The sequence below is a fragment of the Pirellulales bacterium genome (assembly GCA_035656635.1).
Lineage (GTDB): Bacteria > Planctomycetota > Planctomycetia > Pirellulales > JADZDJ01 > DATJYL01.
Genome location: DASRSD010000049.1, coordinates 1 through 20,457 on the forward strand (window position 1 = coordinate 1; position 20,457 = coordinate 20,457).

22 protein-coding genes are annotated in these 20,457 nt (G+C 55.8%); 13 read left to right on the forward strand and 9 right to left on the reverse strand.

From position 1 onward, the window contains the following. From VFE46_04165 to VFE46_04210, 10 genes are all read left to right on the forward strand, one after another. A partial coding sequence (locus tag VFE46_04165; GenBank protein HZZ27180.1) for a hypothetical protein occupies positions 1 to 321 on the forward strand: 321 nt, incomplete at its 5' end. A gap of 37 nt (positions 322 to 358) precedes the next feature. Further along, positions 359 to 1,225, forward strand: coding sequence for a F0F1 ATP synthase subunit A (gene atpB / locus VFE46_04170; GenBank protein ID HZZ27181.1), 867 nt, complete (start codon positions 359 to 361; stop codon positions 1,223 to 1,225). A gap of 59 nt (positions 1,226 to 1,284) precedes the next feature. After that, a complete protein-coding gene (atpE, locus tag VFE46_04175) occupies positions 1,285 to 1,611 on the forward strand; it encodes an ATP synthase F0 subunit C (GenBank protein ID HZZ27182.1) in 327 nt (108 codons plus the stop codon). Positions 1,612 to 1,706: 95 nt separating this feature from the next. Continuing rightward, positions 1,707 to 2,393: a F0F1 ATP synthase subunit B gene (gene atpF / locus VFE46_04180; protein HZZ27183.1), complete on the forward strand. Its 687-nt coding sequence runs from the start codon at positions 1,707 to 1,709 to the stop codon at positions 2,391 to 2,393. Positions 2,394 to 2,453: 60 nt separating this feature from the next. Continuing rightward, positions 2,454 to 3,098 (forward strand): ATP synthase F1 subunit delta, encoded by a 645-nt coding sequence (atpH, locus tag VFE46_04185; protein ID HZZ27184.1) that lies wholly within the window; start codon positions 2,454 to 2,456, stop codon positions 3,096 to 3,098. After that, positions 3,055 to 4,602 carry a F0F1 ATP synthase subunit alpha gene (gene atpA / locus VFE46_04190; protein HZZ27185.1) on the forward strand — a complete coding sequence of 516 codons (1,548 nt, stop codon included), beginning with the start codon at positions 3,055 to 3,057 and terminating at the stop codon, positions 4,600 to 4,602. Before atpH ends, atpA begins: the two co-directional genes overlap by 44 nt. 264 nt (positions 4,603 to 4,866) lie before the next feature. Beyond that, the gene (gene atpG / locus VFE46_04195; GenBank protein ID HZZ27186.1) at positions 4,867 to 5,778 is read left to right on the forward strand and encodes an ATP synthase F1 subunit gamma; all 912 of its coding nucleotides are present in this window, start codon (positions 4,867 to 4,869) and stop codon (positions 5,776 to 5,778) included. Positions 5,779 to 5,858: 80 nt separating this feature from the next. Beyond that, the gene (atpD, locus tag VFE46_04200; GenBank protein HZZ27187.1) at positions 5,859 to 7,349 is read left to right on the forward strand and encodes a F0F1 ATP synthase subunit beta; all 1,491 of its coding nucleotides are present in this window, start codon (positions 5,859 to 5,861) and stop codon (positions 7,347 to 7,349) included. Positions 7,350 to 7,383: 34 nt separating this feature from the next. Then, a complete protein-coding gene (atpC, locus tag VFE46_04205; protein HZZ27188.1) occupies positions 7,384 to 7,866 on the forward strand; it encodes an ATP synthase F1 subunit epsilon in 483 nt (160 codons plus the stop codon). Positions 7,867 to 8,085: 219 nt separating this feature from the next. Further along, positions 8,086 to 8,316 (forward strand): hypothetical protein, encoded by a 231-nt coding sequence (locus VFE46_04210; GenBank protein ID HZZ27189.1) that lies wholly within the window; start codon positions 8,086 to 8,088, stop codon positions 8,314 to 8,316. A 13-nt stretch (positions 8,317 to 8,329) separates the two neighbouring features. Here VFE46_04210 and epsC read toward each other — a convergent pair whose 3' ends face one another. The 8 genes from epsC to VFE46_04250 form a co-directional block, all read right to left on the reverse strand. Then, entirely contained in the window at positions 8,330 to 9,289 is a 960-nt protein-coding gene (gene epsC, locus VFE46_04215) for a serine O-acetyltransferase EpsC (GenBank protein HZZ27190.1), read from the reverse strand. Positions 9,290 to 9,844: 555 nt separating this feature from the next. Continuing rightward, entirely contained in the window at positions 9,845 to 11,947 is a 2,103-nt protein-coding gene (locus VFE46_04220) for an elongation factor G (protein HZZ27191.1), read from the reverse strand. Positions 11,948 to 11,985: 38 nt separating this feature from the next. Then, the gene (hisA, locus tag VFE46_04225; protein HZZ27192.1) at positions 11,986 to 12,726 is read right to left on the reverse strand and encodes a 1-(5-phosphoribosyl)-5-[(5-phosphoribosylamino)methylideneamino]imidazole-4-carboxamide isomerase; all 741 of its coding nucleotides are present in this window, start codon (positions 12,724 to 12,726) and stop codon (positions 11,986 to 11,988) included. A gap of 107 nt (positions 12,727 to 12,833) precedes the next feature. Beyond that, positions 12,834 to 13,067 carry a hypothetical protein gene (locus tag VFE46_04230; protein ID HZZ27193.1) on the reverse strand — a complete coding sequence of 78 codons (234 nt, stop codon included), beginning with the start codon at positions 13,065 to 13,067 and terminating at the stop codon, positions 12,834 to 12,836. 17 nt (positions 13,068 to 13,084) lie between these two features. Then, positions 13,085 to 13,693 carry an imidazole glycerol phosphate synthase subunit HisH gene (hisH, locus tag VFE46_04235; protein HZZ27194.1) on the reverse strand — a complete coding sequence of 203 codons (609 nt, stop codon included), beginning with the start codon at positions 13,691 to 13,693 and terminating at the stop codon, positions 13,085 to 13,087. A gap of 248 nt (positions 13,694 to 13,941) precedes the next feature. After that, positions 13,942 to 14,775, reverse strand: coding sequence for an OmpA family protein (locus VFE46_04240; protein HZZ27195.1), 834 nt, complete (start codon positions 14,773 to 14,775; stop codon positions 13,942 to 13,944). A gap of 220 nt (positions 14,776 to 14,995) precedes the next feature. Then, positions 14,996 to 15,505 carry a hypothetical protein gene (locus VFE46_04245; protein HZZ27196.1) on the reverse strand — a complete coding sequence of 170 codons (510 nt, stop codon included), beginning with the start codon at positions 15,503 to 15,505 and terminating at the stop codon, positions 14,996 to 14,998. 180 nt (positions 15,506 to 15,685) lie between these two features. Next, positions 15,686 to 16,969, reverse strand: coding sequence for an A24 family peptidase (locus VFE46_04250; GenBank protein HZZ27197.1), 1,284 nt, complete (start codon positions 16,967 to 16,969; stop codon positions 15,686 to 15,688). Positions 16,970 to 17,055: 86 nt separating this feature from the next. Between VFE46_04250 and hisD the strand changes: the two genes are divergently transcribed. The 3 genes from hisD to hisB all read left to right on the forward strand — a co-directional run bounded on the left by hisD (position 17,056) and on the right by hisB (position 20,210). Then, positions 17,056 to 18,420, forward strand: a complete 1,365-nt coding sequence (hisD, locus tag VFE46_04255) for a histidinol dehydrogenase (protein ID HZZ27198.1) — start codon at positions 17,056 to 17,058, stop codon at positions 18,418 to 18,420. 43 nt (positions 18,421 to 18,463) lie between these two features. Continuing rightward, positions 18,464 to 19,513, forward strand: a complete 1,050-nt coding sequence (hisC, locus tag VFE46_04260; protein HZZ27199.1) for a histidinol-phosphate transaminase — start codon at positions 18,464 to 18,466, stop codon at positions 19,511 to 19,513. Between the two features lie 103 nt (positions 19,514 to 19,616). Next, complete coding sequence (gene hisB, locus VFE46_04265) at positions 19,617 to 20,210, forward strand: imidazoleglycerol-phosphate dehydratase HisB (protein HZZ27200.1); 594 nt, start codon at positions 19,617 to 19,619, stop codon at positions 20,208 to 20,210. Between the two features lie 42 nt (positions 20,211 to 20,252). Here hisB and VFE46_04270 read toward each other — a convergent pair. After that, positions 20,253 to 20,457, reverse strand: a 205-nt coding sequence (locus tag VFE46_04270) for a 6-phosphofructokinase (GenBank protein HZZ27201.1), incomplete at its 5' end; no start/stop codon positions are given.

The following is a 20,457-nucleotide window of genomic DNA, read 5'->3' on the forward strand; positions in this document are numbered from 1 at the left end:
GGTGTTTTGGCTGAGTTCACCGCAGGGATTGTAGTGTGGTGTGCTTCTGCAATGGGCATGTTGTTCGGCGAATTTATTCACGGTCCGAACGCTGCGCTTACAAAATTATTGTTCGGCATGGTCATTCGCATGGTGGTTCCATTGGCAGCCTGCCTAATGGTGCTGTTGGCCCAATCTCGATTGGCTAGCGCTGGATTCGTGTTTTATGTGTTGTTGTTTTACTTGACGGCATTGCCGATCGATACCACGCTGGCAGTGGTTAGATGCTCCGGTCCAAGGCCAGCTGGCGACTGGCGCGCGGGAAAGATCGAATTGTCCTGAAAATTTCGGGGCAAGAACACGAATAAATCGTCTTGTTATGGCCGAAGCTGATACCCAACACGAAAACTACTTGTCGCCTGAGCGTCTGTTCGGGCATGTTCAGGATGCCACGTACATCGATCTGCCCAAGTTTATGGGGGGGCGCATTTCTCTGACGGGCGAGAAAACCGAGGAACAGTTCAATGTCGAGGGTTATCACTTCCGTCTGACTAAGTTCATGCTCATCGAATTGGTCGTAGCCGTGTTGATGGCGGTCGTCTTTATCCGCCTGGCCAATCGCATGCGCAAAAGTGACATGCCCAAGGGCCGCTGGTGGAACATGCTGGAAGGAATGCTGGTGTTTATTCGCGATCAGGTGGCACATCCGGCCATTGGACATGATGCCGAGCGATTCTTGCCATTTTTGTGGCATGCGTTTTTTTTTATCTTGATCTGTAACTTGTTTGGATTGCTGCCGTGGGCTGGTTCCCCGACGGCATCGCTTTCGGTGACGGGCGCGCTGGCGATTTCCACGTTTGTGATTGTGTTGGCAACCGGTATGGGAAAATTTGGAGTTTTGGGATTCTGGAAAGCGCAGGTGCCCCATCTCGATTTGCCGCCTCTGTTGGCCGTGTTTCTGATTCCTATGATTTTCGTAATCGAAGTCGTTGGGATGTTCATCAAGCACGGCGTGTTGGCCATTCGTCTTCTTGCGAACATGATGGCTGGGCATTTAGTGCTTGCAGTAATCTTGGCCTTTATCGCGGCTACAGCCAGCAGCTTTTTGTTCTGGGGCGTGATGCCGGTCAGTGTTTTTAGCGTAGTTGCGCTCAGTTTATTGGAACTGTTGGTCGCATTTATCCAAGCTTATGTTTTCACATTTTTGTCGGCGTTGTTTATCGGCATGGCTGTCCATCCACATTGATTTGCTGGAGCAAGGCTGTCGGACCGAGAACAAGGCCCAACATCAAAGGAGATGCAAGAGTGAATAAGTTGACGCGGATTTTAGCCCTGTGTGTTGTGGTACTCTTAGCGGCTTCGCCCGCCCTGGCTCAGCCCCCCGCGAATGGTGGTACTCCGGCGCCGGCGCCCTTCAGCATGGATTTGGGAATTGCCCTAGGCGCCGGCATTGTGATTTTGGGCGCCGGTTTCGGCATTGGTCGCATTGGGGGTTCGGCCGTAGAAAGCATGGCCCGGCAGCCGGAAGTGGCCGACAAAATTCAAGGTGCGATGATTGTTTCGGCCGCGTTAATCGAAGGCGCCACGTTCTTCGCACTGTTGGTTTGCTTGCTGAAGTTGTTTATCAAATAAGCACGTTGCCGGCAATGTTTGTCCGGGTTGCCCGCCAAAACGTCGAGCTTGGATATTTTGGCAATGTGTTTTAGTAATTGATGAGGAAAAGTTATATGCGCCGCTTTTGCGAACGTTTATTCGGCAATCGACTGCGGTTGACGATGGTTGTTTGGTCCTGTGTGGTCTTAACCACCGGCTCGTCGGGTTTGACGATACCCGTGGTTAGTGTAGCCCACGCAGCCGACGAAACGAACGCCGTATCTACGCCAAGCGCTTCGGCGCCGGCTGATCATCCCGACCCTTTGCAGTTCAAAACGGATCTGGCGCTGTGGACATTCGTCGTGTTTGTGGTGCTGTTTATCGTGCTGAAGAAATTCGCGTGGGGACCAATTACCGAGGCACTCGATAAACGCGAGCATCACATTGCCGAGAACATCGAGGCTGCGCGCCGCAGGGATGAAGAAGCCCGTGAGTTGTTGGCCGAGTACGAACGCAAATTAGCTGGCGCCGCTGACCAGGTGCGGGCCATGTTGGACGAAGCCCGGCAGGCGGCTGAACACACCAAGCAGGAAATTGTGGCCGAGGCGAAAGCTGCTGCACAGGGAGAACACGAACGCGCGATGCGCGATATTCGCACCGCCACTGATGCTGCCGTGGAGCAGTTGTCGGAGCGCAGCGCCGATTTGGCTGTGCAATTGGCCGGAAAAATCATTTCCACCAAGCTCACGCCCGAAGAGCGTTCCCGCTTGGTGAAAGATTCACTGTCCAAATTCGCTAGCTCGGCACCAAGCAGGAATTGATTCATCACGTTCATCAACATCGCCGTTAGCCTCGGTAGCCGCGCCGGAGGCGATTATCAAATGCCTGAACCCCTCACCACACCCCGTCAATTCACGAAGCTTCCCACGTACAATACCGGCGCGTGGCGCACGGCGGTGGTTTATTCCGAGGCATTGGTGGCCTCTGCCGAAAAGGCCGGCGTGACCGAAGCAGTCGTGCAGGAGTTCGATTCGCTGATCGACGACGTGCTGGAAAAAATGCCCAAGCTGGAAGCCGTGTTAACCTCCGGCTTTGTCGACGAGGAGGTCAAAGAAGCAATGCTCAAAAAGGCATTTGCCAAACAGGCTTCGCCTGTGTTCCTGAGTTTTTTGCAGGTGGTGGCCCGGCATGGCCGGCTCGATATGCTGCGGCTCATTCACATGGCCGTGCACGAGGAATACAACCGCGTAAAAAATCGGGTACGGGTGTTAGTCAGTACTGCGGAGCCACTCGATGCAGCCACAGAACAAGTAATCGCCCAGGAAATCCAAAAGCGGCTGCACTTGCAACCGTTATTAGATAAACAAGTTCATCCCGAACTCATCGGCGGCATGGTATTGCGCGTGGGAGATCGGGTATTTGACGGGTCCATTGCCACGCAGCTACAGCGGCTGCGCGAAAGCATGCTCACCAGGAGTATCCATGAAATTCAAAGCCGACGAGATCGCTTCAGTTCTGCAAACTGAAATCGAGCAGTATCAATCGCACATCGACGTCCGGGAAGTCGGACGCGTATTGGAAGTGGGCGACGGCATCGCCCGGGTTTATGGCCTGTCCAGCGTGATGGCCGGCGAAATGGTCGAATTCCCAGGCGGCGTGACCGGCTTGGCCTTCAACCTGGAAGAAAACTCTGTCGGCGTTATCATTCTCGGCGATTATTTGAAAATCGAGGAAGGGGACGAAGTTCGCAGCACCGGACGGCTGTTAAGCGTGCCGGTAGGCGATGCCGTGATGGGTCGTGTGCTGGACCCGCTAGGCAATCCGCTTGATGGCAAAGGCCCTGTCGTCACGACTGAGCGCCGTCCTGTCGAATCGATGGCGCCTGGCATTGCTGGCCGTCAACCCGTGCGTGAACCGTTGCAAACAGGCCTGAAGGCGATTGATGCTATGACGCCCATCGGTCGCGGTCAGCGCGAGCTGATTATCGGTGACCGCAAAACCGGCAAAACGGCCATCGGTATCGACGCCATCATCAATCAAAAAAATAGCGGTGTGAAATGTTTTTACGTGGCGGTCGGGCAGAAAGATTCGTCGGTCGCCAATACCATTGAGGCCCTCCGCAAGTACGGCGCAATGGATTATACCACCGTCATTCTTGCCGGCGCTAGCGCCCCTGCCCCACTGCAATACATTGCTCCGTATGCGGGCACCGCCATGGCCGAATATTTCATGTACAACAAGGGACACGCCTTGATTGTGTACGACGATTTGTCGAAGCAAGCCCAGGCTTATCGCCAGCTTTCATTGTTGCTGCGTCGTCCCCCAGGCCGCGAGGCATATCCAGGCGATATTTTTTACGCTCACAGCCGGCTGCTGGAGCGTTCCGCAAAACTCAGTGATGATTTGGGCGCCGGCTCAATTACTTCGTTGCCCATTATCGAAACACTGGAAGGCGAGGTGTCGGCCTACATTCCCACCAACGTGATTTCGATTACCGACGGCCAAATTTACTTGCAGCCCAACTTATTTTTTTCCGGCATTCGTCCGGCCATGAACGTGGGCATTTCGGTCAGCCGCGTCGGTGGAGCCGCCCAAATCAAAGCCATGAAAAAGAAAGAAGTAGCCGGTGGCTTGCGTTTGGCTCTGGCTGCATTTCGTGAGCTGGAAGCTTTCGCTCAATTGGGCACCGATTTGGATGCCGCCACCCAGCAACAGCTCGACCGTGGTTACCGCATGGTCGAGTTGCTCAAGCAGGGGCAATACCAACCGATGGACGTGATCGACCAGGTGCTCAGCATTTACGCCGGCAACCAAGGCCACTTGGATCAAGTGCCTCGTAACCAGGTGGCTGCCTGGGAAAAGGCGTACCTGACGTTCATCAAAGATCAAAAGCCCGAGATCCGTAAGAAAATCGCCGACACCAAAGATTTAGATGCCGACACGATGAAGGCCCTCGACGTCGCCATCGAGCAATTCAAAACCCAATTCGGCGGCGCCAAAAAGAAAGAACCCGCACTAGCGAAAGTGTAATCAGCGGCGGTGTGATAAACGCTGAATGGAAAAGAGAGATGTAAAGCTGTGGGAATTTTGAAACGACCAGTAACGTCACTTAGAACTGATATGTGGATCGCCGCCACGATGGGCGGACTCTGCATTGGAATGGCTATCGTGTTTCCGAGCATTTGGAGTCCAGCGGCAATCCTTGCGGGAATAATCAATTTGATCAATGCGAAGAGATTACATGCCAAATTGCCGGATCCAAATTGCTAACCGCTAATTGCTAACCGCTTTTTTATGGCCAAAGCCCGCGCACTCGATAAACGCCGTCGCTCCGTCCGCAACATTCGCAAAATTACGCGGACCATGGAGTTGATCGCTACTGCGCGGTTCAAAAAGGCGATGGACCGCGCGCACGCCGCCACGGCTTACACCAAGCGCATCACCAAGCTCGTGGCCGATTTGTCGCAGGCCGGCCTGGAAGTGAGCCACCCGCTGTTGGAGTCGCGCGAAAAAACCAACCGCGTCATTTTGCTGGTCCTCACCGGCAACCGCGGCTTGTGTGGCGGCTACAATTCTAACGTGGTCCGCATGGCCTGGGCTCGCTACAACGAGTTGAAGGCCAGCATCCCGCAAGTCGATTTGGAAATTTCCGGCAAGCGCGGTATCGCGGCGTTCAAATTTCGCGGCCTGAAAGGCAACCAGGCATACACGCATTTCGAAGATAAGCCCTCGTTTGCCGAAGTCGACTTGCTGGCCACTCGTTATTTGGATGAATACATCACCGGCGCACTCGACCGGCTCGATGTGGTTTATACCCGATTCGATAGCCTGAGCAAGCAAGCCACCGTCGTGGAAACGCTGCTGCCGCTGGCTGCGTTATCACTCCCGGAAACCGGAAAAGCACCCACGCCCAAGCAAGAGGCCGGCAAAAAATCTACTCCCGAAACACAATACGAGTTTCTCCCATCGGCAGCCAGTATTTTGGAGGAAGTTGTGCCGACCAGTTTCCGAGTGAAGTTATTCAAGTGCTTCCTCGATTCGGCGGTCAGCGAGCAAATTGCCCGCAAAGTGGCCATGAAATCGGCCACTGATAATGCCGACAAGCTGATCAAATCGCTGGCCATGGCCTACAACCGGGCCCGTCAAAGCCAAATCACCGGCGAAATTATGGAAGTTCTCGGCGGCGTGGAGGCGCTCAAAGGTTAATCGAACATCACTTCACCCCCCGGTCATTGACCGGGGGCTAATTACAACTCACCACTCACTACTAACCACTCATCCAACGCATGGCTACTGCAACTGCCCCGTCCAAGCAACCAGGCGGACAACCTTCTGCCGCAAAGCAAACCGGCAAGGTGACGCAAATCATCGGCTCGACGTTCGACATCGAGTTTCCCGAAGAACATTTGCCGGCCATTTACAACGCCATCAAGGTCGATGCCGACGTGAAAGGCACCAAAATTCATCTCACGGGCGAAGTGCAACAGCACCTAGGCGGCGGCCGTGTTCGCTGCGTCGCCTTGGGCAACACCGACGGCATGGTCCGCGGAATGGAGGTGGTCGATACCGGCGGCCCCGTCACCGTTCCGGTTGGAAAACCCACTTTGGGCCGTGTGTTCAATCTGCTAGGCGAGCCGATCGACAACCGTGGCCCGGTCCAGGCGGAAGAATACTGGCCGATCCATCGCGATCCGCCGGCCGTTACCGATCTGTCGACAAAAACCGAAGTGTTTGAAACTGGCATTAAAGTCATCGATTTACTTACTCCATTCGTCCGCGGTGGCAAGGCCGGGTTGTTCGGCGGAGCCGGCTTGGGCAAAACGGTCATTCTTACCGAGTTGATTGCCCGCATCGCCAGCGCTCACGGCGGCTATTCCGTATTCGCCGGGGTGGGAGAGCGAACTCGCGAAGGAACCGATTTGTGGATCGAGATGCAGGAAGCCAAAATCGGCGATACCGGCCGTCACGTCATCGAGCAAACCTGCATGGTGTTCGGCCAAATGAACGAACCGCCTGGCGCCCGCTTGCGGGTGGCTTTGTCGGCGCTGACCATGGCCGAGTATTTCCGCGATAAAACGGGGGCCGATACGCTCTTGTTCATTGACAACATTTTCCGTTTTTCGCAGGCCGGCAGCGAAGTATCCGCATTGTTGGGCCGCATGCCCAGCGCCGTGGGCTATCAACCGACGCTTGGCACCGAAATGGGCGCGCTGCAAGAACGCATTGCTTCGACATCGAAAGGCGCCATCACCAGCGTGCAGGCCGTGTACGTGCCTGCCGACGATCCCACCGACCCTGCTCCTGCCACGGCCTTCGGCCAGCTCGATGCGTTCTTGTATCTGGAACGCGCCATCTCGGAAAAAGGCATTTATCCGGCGGTCGATCCGCTGGCTTCGTCCAGCCGCATTTTGGATCCGCAATACGTGGGCGACCGGCACTATGCCATCGCCCGCCGTGTGCAAGGCATTTTGCAGCGGTATCGCGAACTGCAAGACATCATCGCCATCCTCGGCGTGGAAGAGTTGAGCGAGGAAGACAAGCAGGTGGTCAACCGGGCCAGACGCATCGAGCGGTTCCTGTCGCAGCCGTTCTTGGTGGCCGAAGTGTTCACCGGCAAGCCAGGCGAAATCACCCCCCTGCGCGAAACCATCCGCAGCTTTGAGGAAATTTGCGACGGTAAATGGGACCACTTGCCAGAGCAGGCATTTATGTATGTGGGCGCAATCGAACAGGTGGAAGAACAAGCGAAGAAAATGGCCGCCGCGGCAAAGAAATAAATCACGAATTACTACTTCCCAAGTTTAACGAACTATGCCCGATTTTCATGAAGGCGGTACCGATGGCATCAGATTCGGCGGCTCTTCGCCCATTGATGTAACTAGTCCCATCCGGGTATTAGAATGCATCGTCGTCACGCCTGAAACAACGGCTTTGCAAACGCCGGCCGGCTTTGTCGCCTTGCCCCTTTATGACGGCGAGCTGGGGGTATTGCCCGGTCACAGCCCTTTCATTGGCCGGTTGGGCTATGGCGAACTGCGTTTGAAGGAGGATGGAAAAATGGTCCGGCTCTATGTGGACGGCGGATTCGTACAAGTGGCCGATGGGATAGTTACCGTGCTGACTAACAATGCCGTGCCTGCCGAAAAGCTGAACGCCGCCATTGCTAGAGAACATTTGGCCGCAGCCCGGGCCCGCAAAGCCAACACGCCGGAATTGATGGCCATCCGCGACCGTCTGGAACAACAAGCCCGCGCCCAGTTGCGAATGGCCGAACGTGGAATCGTTGCTGGCTGAGCCGAACGGTCAAATCTCTGCCAACCGCCGCGTTATCCTTCATAAACCGGTTCCGCGGACTGCAAAGCGACAAATCCTTTTGTTTTCTATTCGCTCGAAGCCCGGTCGGCTACGGATTGCCGATGCTGGTTGCCGAATGCATTTCATAGCCAGATCGCGGCTGGCATTTTTCATCATGCAGCCATCATTAGTCGGTAGAGAATTGCAACGAGGTTTCTCTTGTCTAGCCAAATGGTCGGATGGATCGAAATTGACGACATTGCGTCTGATTTCGACGTCGCCCTAGGAACGGCCACCACGCGGTTTGGCTTTCCGACCCGCAATGGCGATATTCGAATGACAATCAATCCGGAAGATTCCACAGAGTTTATTTCAGTGGACTCCCGGCAACTTGACGCCGATCTAGAGGCAGAATTTGCACGGCTTCTGCAACGTACTCGGGCGAAGTAGGGTGTTGCCCCGTTTAGATCACGTAATTCAGCGTCGGCTCCAGTTCGCCCAACCCTTCGCTGCGCATTCGCAGCCGGGGGGTTTCCAACACGACCGTCGTGTGCGGTTCTACGCTTTTCGTAAGCCAAACGCTGGAGCCAATGACCGAATCGTGCCCGATAACCGTGCGTCCGCCCAAAACCGTGGCGCTGGCATAAATAATTACGCGGTCTTCGATTGTCGGATGCCGTTTCAAGCCGCGCACTAAGTTGCCATCGCCATCCGTGGCAAAACTCAGTGCGCCCAACGTGACACCTTGGTAAAGCTTAACGTGGTTGCCGATTTCGGTTGTCTCGCCAATTACTACGCCCGTGCCATGATCGATAAAAAAATGCTCGCCGATGGTCGCTCCGGGGTGAATATCAATCCCCGTTCGCGAATGGGCCCACTCCGTCATCATTCGTGGAATAAATGGCACGCCCAAAGCATGTAAGCCATGTGCCAGACGGTATATCGTAATTGCCTCCAGCCCGGGATAGCAGAAAATCACTTCGTCTTGTGTTCGCACCGCCGGATCACCATCGTAGGCAGCTTGCACGTCGAGAGCCAGCATTTTGCGAATTTCGGGAATTTGCTCCAAGAACTGCACAGCCTTGGCTTGTCCTAAAGCTTCAAAATCGGACTCCTCTGTGCACATTTCAGTGGCTTTCGCATCGTGCCGAAGCGCTCGACCGATTTGCACAGTGAGCTTATCATGGAGCGAATCGATTAGATCGCCCACGTGGTACAAAACATTGCCCATATGCAGACCTTCACGTCGCCGGAACCCAGGATAAATGATTTCCTTTAGGTCCTCGCAGCAGGCAATAATTACGTCGTAATTTGGCAATGGGCAATGTCCCAAGTGGTTGATGCCCCCCCCCTCGCTATAGGTTTGCACGATTCGCTTGGTGAGCTCGGGCAGTTGTTCTTTGAGACGGATGTCAGTGGCCATGGGAGTGGTCGGTGTTCGGTTGTCAGTGGTCAGTGGTCAGTTATAAAGCCGCGACCGTTGGTCGCGCTACGCAACGTGGATTTTCGACATCAAATCTATTCAGCGAAATCAACCGGCGCGATGTTACAAGGTGCCTCCCGCCACACGGCGGCGTAAGGACCGGACGCAAAAGCGATGCCATAGCGGCACGTCCGGCGCTAGATCCGACAACAACACACGCACAAACTCGGTTTTCGGCCCGAAAAATTACTCATGGCGGCGTGTGAAATGAATTCGTGGCGAAGGGACAAACACGTGGGCTGGTGAAGAAAGGCTACACCGGTTCCGATACGTGCTGAATGATGCTGTCAGTGGAAAGGGCGAAACGGCGCAAACCTTAACGGACCAATCTGCCCGCCAGACCAATCATGGTAGGGGCGGGCCACCGTAAAATCAACCGTCCTCTGGTTTTACTCGGCCTGAAACAGATATGAAATTGAGGCGTTTTTGGCATTCGCATTCCCTGCTTTGCATTCCCATCACCCATTCCACACTCCCGATTCCCCATTTGCCGATTCACTCTTCCTCTTCTTCCTTGTGCAGCACGGCCTTGTCGATGATCGCTTTTTGCACCTGCCCGGGCACCACGTCGTAGTGGCTGAAATCCATCGTGTAGCTGCCGAGTCCGCCGGTCATGCTCGAAAGGCTGCGGGCGTAGGTGGTCACTTCAGCCAGCGGCACGACCACCGTGATGGTTTGCAAATCGCCGCCGGCCGATTCCATGCCCAGCACCCGGCCGCGACGGCCCGACATGTCGCTGTTGATGTCGCCCACTTTGTTGTTGGGCACGGTAATGTGCAAATGCACAATCGGCTCCAATAGCCCCGGCTTGGCTTCCTGGAATACATTGCGAAAGGCCATGCTGCCGGCGGTTTTGAACGCGGCTTCGGAACTGTCGACGTCGTGATATTTGCCGAAATGCACTTCCACGCCGACGTTTTGCACCTGGTAACCGGCAATGACGCCGCGCTCCAGCCGTTCTAAAAATCCCTTTTCCACCGCCGGCAAAAAGTTGTTGGGAATGGTGCCGCCGACAATCGAATCGACCCACAAAAAATTGTTCTTTTCGTGGTAATGAAACTGCCGCATGTGTGGAAAATGCTCCTTATTGCAATATTCCGTCGGGTTCGTGTCCTTGGGGAAGGGAAACATCCGAATGTGCACCTCGCCGAACTGGCCGCGGCCGCCCGATTGCTTTTTGTGGCGGTAACTCCCCTCGGCTTTTTGCTGCACGGTTTCGCGGTATGGAATTTTCGGCTCGTGCACGTCGACTTCCACCTTGTCGCGCCGTTTGATTCGCTCCCGCAAAATCTTCAAATGCAGCTCGCTCATGCCGGTCATGACGAGCTCTTTGGTTTGCGGATCCCGGTCGATGTGGAAGGTGGAATCTTCCTCCACGACTTTGTGCAGTGCGCCGGAAAGTTTGGCTTCGTCGCCACGAGTCTTGGGCGTCGCCGCCAGTCCAACCATCGGCCTGGGAAATTTGACCGTTGGCATGACGAAATTGCCCAGCGTCGTGCCAGTGTGCAAATCTTCTGTCTTGGAGATGGCCGCAATGTCGCCCGCCGAAACCGCATCGATCGCTTTCGTTTCGTGTCCCTGGACCTCCAGCAGTGGGCCAATTTTAATGTTTTTTCGCGCGCCTGATACGTGCACGCCTTCGTCTTTCTTGAGCGTGCCGCTGTACATGCGGATGAAACTCAGCTTTTGCACGAACGGATCGATCCGCGTCCGCCACACCTGAGCCACCAGCGGTCCGGCAGGGTCGGGTTTGAGTTCCAATTCTTGCCCGTGGTCGTCCGTGGCTTTGCGAACCATTTTGTCCGGCGACGGCGCACACATCGCCAGCACGTCGAGCAGTTCTTTCAGTCCGCCGCCCGTTTTGGCGGCCACGCAGACAATCGGAATCAACGTGCCTTGGGCCATACCTTGCGCGACTAGCCGCATGGCTTCTTCATCGGTAGGCGGCGTGCCATCGAAATAGCGGGCCAACACTTCCTCGTCGGTTTCCACAATCGTTTCGATCAGCGCCTGATTGGCCGCCGCAACATCTATGAGAGCGCCCTGGGCACCGCCCGGTGGCTTGAGCGCGCTCGCCACGCCTTTGAAATCGTGTCCCGAACCCAGCGGCACATTCAACGGCACGCAGGCTTTGCCCCACATTTCCTGAATGTTGCTGACGAGCTTCGGAAAATCGATATTCTCTGTGTCCATTTTGCTGACGACAATAATTCGCCCCACGCCTGCTTTGCCCGCTTCCTGGAACACGCGCCGCGTGTTCACTTCGATGCCGGAATGTGCGTTGACCACAATGCACGCGGTTTCCACGGCCTGTAGCGCGCCGATGGCCTGGCCGATGAAATCGGGATAGCCCGGCGTATCGATCAAATTGAAGCGCTTGCCGCCGTGGTCGAAGTGCACCAGCGCCGCTTCAATGGAATACTTGTGGTGCTTTTCTTCTTCGTCAAAATCACACACGCTGGTGCCGTCGTCGACGCTAGCCGGCCGCGTGACAGCGCCGGTTAGGTTCAGTAATTTATCGACAAGGGTTGTCTTCCCTGAAGCACCGTGCCCGCATAGGGCCACGTTGCGAATATCGGATACGTTGTACTTCGCCATGAGAATGGAAAATGGTGAGTGGGGAGTTGAAAGTTTTGCTAATTGCTGGGCACTGGCGACGACGGCCGGCTTGCCGCCAGCGCATCGGCCAATTTGATTTTGCCTTCGTATAAAGCCCGGCCGATGATGCAGCCCGCCATGGGAATGGCCGCTAATGCCGCGACGTCGGCTGCGGAAGTCACGCCGCCGGATGCCACAACCGGCAAGCACACTGCTTGCTTCATCGCCTGATTTGCCGCAATGTTTGGGCCGCCCAACATTCCGTCGCGGGAAATATCGGTGTAGACGATCGCAGCCAGCGGTTCCATTTCGAACTGTTTAGCGAAATCGATTGCCTTCGTCCCGCTGGTTTTAAGCCAACCATCGGTGGCAACTAAGCCGTCGCGCGAATCGATTCCCAACACCAGCTTACCGGGAAACTGCTGAATCATTTTTCGGAACCAATCGGGTTCTTGCACGGCCCGAGTGCCAATCACTAGCCGCGCCAGTCCCACGTCGTCAATGACAGTGCGAATGGTGGCCTCGTCGCGAATGCCGCCGCCCAGCTCACAGGGGACTTCCACGGCCGCCACGATGGCCCGAATGGTATCCAAATTCAGTTGTTTGCCATCTCGAGCGCCATCCAAATCGACAAGATGCAGGCATTCGGCGCCAGCCTCGACCAATTGCCGGGCCACATTGGCAGGGTTTTCGGAAAACACCATTTCGCGGCCGTAGTCGCCCTGTTGAAGGCGGACGCATTTGCCGCCGCGCAAGTCGATGGCAGGCCAAATCTGCATGGGCGAAACAGCCCCCCTGCGTGAAACCGGCTCCCAGAACGGAAACCAAAAATATGCCACAGTTACCGGCCCGATGCAAGTAGCAGGCACCATTTGCGGTGGTGGTTCTAAATATGGCTGGGAGCTCTCGAAAGCAAGATAATTCCATCCCAGCCGCGATCACTTGGAGCTTGGTAGACCGCGCCCAAGCGTTCGGTTTGAAAGCCAACCATTGGCTCTGGCAATCCCTCAGCGGTCGCTTGCTCTTGCGTTTGGATGATTTCCATTACTGTTGCTGGTTCACCGTCAAAATCCACCGAATCGCCCAATTGCACCGGCTGGCCATCAAAATAGCAAATCATTGGAGCGCCCCTTTCATCTAGCAGGGCGCCGCAAAATTCCACAGCAGCCGCAAGCCATCGGACTGGCTCTTTTCGGGATGGAATTGTGTGGCAAAGAGGTTGCCGCGCCAAATCATGGAGCAAAACGGGCCGCCGTAATCGGTTTCCGTGGCGATCACGTCCGGATCGCGCGGCTTCACATAATAGCTATGCACAAAGTACACATGCGTGCCATCGGCAATGCCTTCCAGCATCGGCGGCCGCCGACGAATGGTCAAACCGTTCCAGCCCATGTGCGGCACTTTCAGTGCTGTCGGCACTTCAAACCGCAGTACTTCGCCGGCCAGAACTCCCAAGCCTTCGTGCACGCCGTTTTCGTAGCTCACGTCGAACAGCAGTTGGAGGCCCAGGCAGATTCCCAAAAACGGCTTATCGGCGGCGATGGTGTCTTTGATTGGCCCCACCAAATCGCGTCGTCGCAACTCAGCAATGGCATCTTCAAACGCCCCCACGCCGGGTAGAATGACTTTATCGGCTTTCGCAATTTCATCGGCGGAACTGGTAATAACAGCCTGTTGCCCCACCCATTCCAGCGCCTTCTGCACGCTGCGAAGGTTGCCCATTTGATAGTCGATAATGGCGATCATCAGGAAAATGAAGACGAGTTCAGGATTCGTAGTTGAGAGGCGCCAGGTGCTGACCAGCGAACCGCTTGCGGTTTAGCGCGTGAACTAACCGGCGCTTTACCGATGGATCCGCCATCACGACACCGCCGGTCGCGCTTGGTTCACTATCAGAGAATTGTAACCATCCGATGTGACTTGCGGCAGACTGTGGGCAGTTCGGCAAGCGCTAAATCGCAGCGCTCAGATTTGCTTAACCCCGCACCCAAACCTCATTGTTGCCACTGATCCGGGTATACCACCAATTCCACGCGGCGATTGCGGGCTTTGCCTGGCAGCGACGCATTGGAAACCACCGGGTGATTCGCTCCATGGCCGACGACAAACAATTGCTGTGGCCGCATGCGTCCCCGGGTAGTGAGATAATCGAACACGGCGGCGGCCCGGGCAATCGAAAGTTGATGGTCCGTCGCAAACACACCTGGCGGCGGGGGATCGGAATCGGTGTGCCCTTCCACGCCGATAATTTGCATGGGATACGAGTGTTCCAATTCGCTGGCCACCGTGTCCAGCATCGGCACGGCATCCTGGCGAATTTGCGCCGTGCCGGGATTGAACAACCGGTCGACGGGCATTTCCACCCGCACCACGTCGCCATCTTGCCGGACTTCGACGCCGGGAATGTTGATCGTCGGCAGATTGCGTTCCAGGCTGTTGTTGGCGCTGATCGAAGCCGCGTTCCGCTTGCGCATGCTGGCGGCCATTACTTGTGCTTGCTGCTCGGTGCTCTGCTGCGATTCACGGGTCTGCGTTAATTGCTGCGTAGTGCTGTTGAGTTGTTCGCGCGTTACGGTCAACTGATCTTGCAGCAAATGATTTTGTTGCTGCGCTTGGGCTAGCTTGGTTTGCAAATCTTGATTGTCTATATCCAACGAACTGGTGCGGCTTTGCAATGTTTGCTGTTGCTGCAGCATGGCCAGCTGTTGCTGCTGTTGGTACACCGATGGTTGCGGCGGCGGTGAAGCTGCGAACGGATTCTGTTGACAGCCGGCCATGGCCAGCGCCAAAAGTGCAATTGCAAATTGCCGGCTGTAATTGCCCGGCATGACAGAAACTCCTTCCAGAAAATTCAGCGACAAGATTTGCGAGCCAGACGAGATCGCCCATGCCTCATGGCATTGTGGCGACGAAAGATAATTGGGGCGGAATGGTAACGGGCGCAGTCACCTGTCACAAGGGCAAAACTTCCCATTGCCACTTATCAGCGACAGCATTTCCATTACCCGTTTAGCCGCGAGGCGCAAGCCGAGCGAGCCGTCGCGGTTTCTACGCTGTCTTTGCTAGCGCCCCATCCGTTGCCGGCTCCCACAATCGCGGGTAGCTTCCATAAAACCGCTTGATATAGTTCCGATGCCACCGGCTTGCCGCATGTAGTTCCCACCCTTCGCGGGCCAGCATACGGGACGAAAGCCGGAAGTTTGCGGCATCGCACAGCAAGGCGTCGCTCCCCTTGATCTGTGCAATTTCATTCAGCACTTTCAACGCCCGAAGTGCACTGGCCCAGCGAGTGCCCCGCGCCGAAATGGCAAACTTCACCGCCAGGAAATTTGGGTGCCGCAGCGGTTGATTGTAATACAACCGTACGCAATCACCGGGCACATGTTTGTGATACCACTGGCCCCACAGCACGCTGACAATGGAAACTAGCTTTGGCCACGGCCGCAGATGAATGGCCGCCAACTGTCCGTTGCGTACTTCGATCACGCCATACCGCCGCCAACGGAGCGCTTCCGCGCCGGTTTGCAGGTCGGTCACTGTTTCTAACATCCTGGCCATGCTGAAAGATAGCATGGGAAAATGAGGAATGACGAAGCACGAAACTCGACGTTAAGCGGGCGGAATGAGTAACGGATGGTTGACTCGAGCCGCGGCTGCCGAACCCACGGAATTCGAGCCGCTGGGACTTATTTCGTTTGGCCCAGCCGCCCAAAAATCAAATTCGGCGATCGCAAGTATTTATCGGAATGCTTTTTCTCGGAGAAATCTCCATCCGTACAGCATTGCCGCCAACAGCGGGAGGCACACGACAATGGCCGCCGGTACTAACCACGGGATTTCAAACATCTGGCTGCAATAATCCCACAGCGGGGCCCAAAACAGAAAGGTTACGAATGCGGCGAGGCACAAAAACGGTCCATACGGCAACACATTCTGACGAAACAACAACCATTGAATTCCGCCGAACACCACGCCCACAAACGGTGCAAGGAAAAAAACAATAATGACCGGCTGCCAACCGAAAAATGCGCCGATCATGGCCATCAGCGTGACATCGCCAAAGCCCATCGCCTCTTGCTTTAGCATCGCGCTGCCAATCAGTCGGATCATCCAAATCATGCCGCCGCCGGCCGCCACTCCCACTAGCGCCGTCATCAAACCATGCCACGGTTCTCCTCCCTTCAGCCATGCCGAAATCAGCAGCAATGTTCCCGCCACTGCCAGCGGCATCACCCACATCCATTCGCTCCGGGCGGCAATCCTCCGCCACATCACGCGCCAGGCTTTGCTAACGCCCATTCCCCATCGCCACCGCCGCGGCAGCAGAGCAAAGCACCACGCCCAATAAATCGCCAGGGCAATAGCTACTGCCGCGCCGCTTCGCAAAAATGCTTCCGTGCCTTCGGTGTTGGTAAAGGGATAATCAAACCGCAGCGGGCTCACCAAATTGTCCGGCCGTGGAACATTCGGATCAATTTGCAACGACGGCAACGCCGGCGACGTGCAAAACACAGACAATAATAGCGCAACGACGGTGCCCGGCACGCACACGGCGTCGGGAATGGTTTGCTCGTCGATGTCGATGAACGTGGCCACGGCCATGAATGCTAATAGCACCACGTGAATGCAAAATTGCGCGTGCAGCGGTCCAACGAAGCGTGCTTCCACCGGTTGCCGCCCCGGCCAAAACTCGGTCATGTTCAGCGCATAATTGTTAATTTCCAACAGGTATAGCGTGGCCACGCCTAGCGCAAAACACAGCTCGATGAGCATGGGCCGTACCCAAAAGCCCTGCCCGTGAATGACCGCCTCGCGCCGCAAGCTCCACCAACCGAGAATCGGAATTCGATCCAGCAAACTTCGTCGCGGAATTTTTCTCTTGGTTAAACACCACGGACTGATCCGCCGCTTCCCATAGGCCAACCGGTAAATGCCCAAGTTGACAAGTGCGCCCAAGCAAGCGCCGCCGATGAACAGCAACAACCATCGCAGAGAAAGTGGCAGCAACAAAAATTGACTCACAATTCACCCTTTTCCTGCAATCGCCTGGCGGTCAGAATAGCGGTTTCGCCATTGAACCTGAGCCGCTGGCGGGTGTCCATATAAGTATGTCACATTCTTTACAACTGCTGCGGATCGATACCCGCCAAGCGAACGTCCGCCAAGTTCTGGCCGAACTTCGCCAGCGGCTTAGTCCACAAGGCAATGTGGTTAGCGAAGCCGGGCGCCAGCGCACCATGGAGGTTTTTGGAGAACCCCTTTCGCCGCAGCAAGTTGTCGAACGAATTTGTCAGGATGTGCGCAGCAAAGGTTTGGCTGCTGTGCTCGATTATTCCGCTCGCATCGACAAAACCCAGCTTACGGCCGACACCCTGCGAGTGAGCGCCGCCGAATTAGCCGCGGCCCATTCCCAGGCCGACGCCGAGTTTCTGGCTGCCATCCGCCGCATTCGCCAAAACATTCTCTGTTTCCAACAAGCAATTTTGCAGCACGACGTGCGGGTAGATTTGCCGGCCGGCGGCGGATATTTGCGGCAGCGATATTTGCCGCTTGCCCGCGTCGGGATTTGTGTGCCCGGTGGTGCTGCAGCGTATCCTTCCACGGTGTTGATGACCGCTGTGCCAGCCCAAGTGGCGGGCGTCAAGCAGTTGGCCGTCATCGCTCCGCCGACAAAGTTCGGTGCGTACAATCCCGATCTGCTGGCCACCTGCGCCGAATTGGGCATTACCGAAGTGTATCGCCTGGGCGGCGCACAAGGCGTGGCCGCTTTGGCATACGGTGTAGACGGCGTGCCCAAGGTGGATAAAATAGTCGGCCCCGGCAATCTGTTCGTCGCCTTAGCCAAGCGGCATGTGTTTGGCGAAGTTGATATCGACTCCATCGCCGGTCCCAGCGAAGTGTTGGTCTTGGCCGATGAAACCGCTCGGCCCGATTTCACCGCCGCCGATTTGATCGCCCAGGCCGAGCACGCTCCCGGCTCAGGCATTTTGATCACCTGGTATCCGCCGCTGATCGAAGCGGTGGCCGAAGAATTACAGCGTCAAACGGCACATTTATCTCGTGGTGATTTAGCCCGGCAAAGCTTGGAACAGTTCGGCGCGCTAATTCTGGCCCGCAATGCGAACGAGGCCTGTACACTAGCCGACGAAATCGCGCCAGAGCACTTGCACATTGCGGCAGCGAATGCGGAAGCGTTGCTCGAACAAATTCCTCACGCCGGTGCTGCGTTTTTGGGGCATTTTAGCCCTGTGGCCGCCGGCGATTATGCAGCCGGACCATCGCATGTACTTCCCACCGGTGGGACGGCCCGCTTTGCCGCCGGATTAACCGTCAACGACTTTTTGCGTGGGGGCAGCGTCATTGCGCTGAATGAAACCGGCCTGTCCGCGCTGGCCGGCGACATCCGCGGCCTGGCCGACAAAGAAGGATTAACGGCTCACAAAGCCAGCATCGACGTGCGGATAAGTAAGTAAATGCGTAAACAATGAGCGCCCGACCACTGACCACTGACCACTAATGGCTGCTTTCATTCGTCCCGAAATTCTGGCCATGCACGGTTATGTTCCCGGCGAGCAACCGCGCGAAGGGAATGTTATCAAGCTCAATACCAATGAAAATCCGTATCCTTCATCCCCGGCCGTGCAACGGGCCATCGGTCGGGCCATTCAACTTGGGCTGCAAAAATATCCTGATCCGCTAGCCACGGCCTTCCGTACTCGGGCTGCAGAGCTGTTGGGTGTAGAGCCAAATTGGATTTTGTGCGGCAACGGCAGCGACGATTTGTTGACCATTGCTACCCGGGCATTTGTTGGCCAAGGCGATTCTTTACGGCTACCGTATCCCAGTTACATCCTGTACAAAACCTTGGCGCAATTGCAGGGTTCCGAGGCCGAAGAAGTTTTCTTCTCCAAAGATTGGTCGCTGGGAAACGATTTTACGAAGCCACGGCCACGCTTGAAACTGGCGTTTCTGCCCAATCCCAACAGTCCCAGTGGCACGATGATTCCACCTGCCCGCGTCCGCGAAATTGCCGACGCGCTCTCCTGCCCGTTGCTCGTCGACGAAGCCTATGTCGATTTTGCCGATACCAACTGCGTGGCATTAGTGAAGCAAACCGACAAAATTATGGTCACCAGGTCGTTGAGCAAATCGTACGCGTTGGCCGGACTTCGATTCGGTTTTATGATTGCGCAACCGCACATCATTCGTGAGTTGGAAAAAGTGAAGGATTCCTACAACTGCGATGCCCTGTCTATCGCCGGAGCTACGGCTGCCCTCGATGACCAGGCCTGGCTCACCGCCAACAAATCCAAAATAGTGGCCACCCGCGCCAAACTGACCGCCGGCATGCGAGCTTTGGGTTTTGCCACAGTCGATTCGCAGGCGAATTTTGTCTGGAACCCGCATTCCAGCGTGCCGGTGAAACCGCTCTACGATCGGTTGAAAGCCGCCAACCTGCTCGTGCGATACATGGATTATCCCGGCTGGGGCGATGGCCTAAGAATTTCCGTCGGCACCGACGAACAAATTGATGCCTGCGTGGCCCTGCTCCACAGCATGGTATAGTTGAAAAAACGCGAAATTCGCAATTTGAAACTCGAAACAAATCCGAAGTTCGAAGCCCTAAACTACCGGGTCATAAATTTCTTTTTTCGGATTTTATTTTCCCATGTCCCGCACCGCCACCATTGATCGCAAAACTGCTGAGACGCAAATTCGCGTCGAGTTGAATCTCGATGGAACAGGCGCCAGTACGATTGCCACCGGTGTCGGTTTTTTCGATCACATGCTCACGCTGTTGGCCAAGCACGCGGCCTTTGATTTGAGCGTGCAAGCCCAGGGAGATTTGCACGTCGATCAGCATCACACGGTGGAAGACGTCGGAATTGCCTTAGGTCAAGCGCTCAAGCAAGCGCTCGGCGATAAAGCCGGCATCCGCCGCTACGGCCACTTCACCCTGCCGATGGAAGAAACGCTGGTCACGTCGGCCGTCGATTTAAGCGGCCGGTATGCTCTGGTGTTTCAGGCGCCCATTCCAGCACGAAAAATCGGCCAGTTCGATAGTGAACTTGTCGAAGATTTTTGGCAGGCCGTGGCTGCCAACGCCCTGATGAATTTGCACGTGATTTTACACCACGGCCGCAACAGTCATCACATTAGCGAAGCGGTATTCAAAGCCACGGCCCGCGCCCTGCGAATGGCCGTTGAACCCGACCCGCGCATGCCAGGGGTGCCCAGTACCAAAGGTACGCTCAGCGGCTGAGAAACTTAGCTCGGGCAATGCCTGAGCAGCGTTAAGGCTGCTTCATTCGCTCACGTCGGTTTCCAAAAATCGCGCGAGTTTGTGGAAATCGGAATCCAAATCAATGTACCGCACCATCGTGACTAAGGTGTGCGAGTCGACGAGCTCTTCGAACGGCACATATTTCAATTCCAACTGACCGTGAACCGAAACCATTACGCCATTGAGGCGTTTTTCCACCAGTGCCCGATAGGCGCCTACGCCCAAC

Bases quoted from the DNA above. Each gene is read 5' to 3' on its own strand.
- atpF (HZZ27183.1), top strand. From the start codon at position 1,707: ATGCGCCGCTTTTGCGAACGTTTATTCGGCAATCGACTGCGGTTGACG.
- hisD (HZZ27198.1), top strand. From the start codon at position 17,056: ATGTCACATTCTTTACAACTGCTGCGGATCGATACCCGCCAAGCGAAC.
- hisC (HZZ27199.1), top strand. From the start codon at position 18,464: ATGGCTGCTTTCATTCGTCCCGAAATTCTGGCCATGCACGGTTATGTT.
- atpB (HZZ27181.1), top strand. From the start codon at position 359: ATGGCCGAAGCTGATACCCAACACGAAAACTACTTGTCGCCTGAGCGT.
- epsC (HZZ27190.1), bottom strand. From the start codon at position 9,289: ATGGCCACTGACATCCGTCTCAAAGAACAACTGCCCGAGCTCACCAAG.
- hisB (HZZ27200.1), top strand. From the start codon at position 19,617: ATGTCCCGCACCGCCACCATTGATCGCAAAACTGCTGAGACGCAAATT.
- hisH (HZZ27194.1), bottom strand. From the start codon at position 13,693: ATGATCGCCATTATCGACTATCAAATGGGCAACCTTCGCAGCGTGCAG.
- hisA (HZZ27192.1), bottom strand. From the start codon at position 12,726: ATGCAGATTTGGCCTGCCATCGACTTGCGCGGCGGCAAATGCGTCCGC.
- VFE46_04220 (HZZ27191.1), bottom strand. From the start codon at position 11,947: ATGGCGAAGTACAACGTATCCGATATTCGCAACGTGGCCCTATGCGGG.
- atpG (HZZ27186.1), top strand. From the start codon at position 4,867: ATGGCCAAAGCCCGCGCACTCGATAAACGCCGTCGCTCCGTCCGCAAC.
- VFE46_04245 (HZZ27196.1), bottom strand. From the start codon at position 15,505: ATGGCCAGGATGTTAGAAACAGTGACCGACCTGCAAACCGGCGCGGAA.
- atpH (HZZ27184.1), top strand. From the start codon at position 2,454: ATGCCTGAACCCCTCACCACACCCCGTCAATTCACGAAGCTTCCCACG.
- atpA (HZZ27185.1), top strand. From the start codon at position 3,055: ATGAAATTCAAAGCCGACGAGATCGCTTCAGTTCTGCAAACTGAAATC.
- atpD (HZZ27187.1), top strand. From the start codon at position 5,859: ATGGCTACTGCAACTGCCCCGTCCAAGCAACCAGGCGGACAACCTTCT.
- VFE46_04240 (HZZ27195.1), bottom strand. From the start codon at position 14,775: ATGCCGGGCAATTACAGCCGGCAATTTGCAATTGCACTTTTGGCGCTG.
- VFE46_04230 (HZZ27193.1), bottom strand. From the start codon at position 13,067: ATGATTTGCTATTTTGATGGCCAGCCGGTGCAATTGGGCGATTCGGTG.
- atpC (HZZ27188.1), top strand. From the start codon at position 7,384: ATGCCCGATTTTCATGAAGGCGGTACCGATGGCATCAGATTCGGCGGC.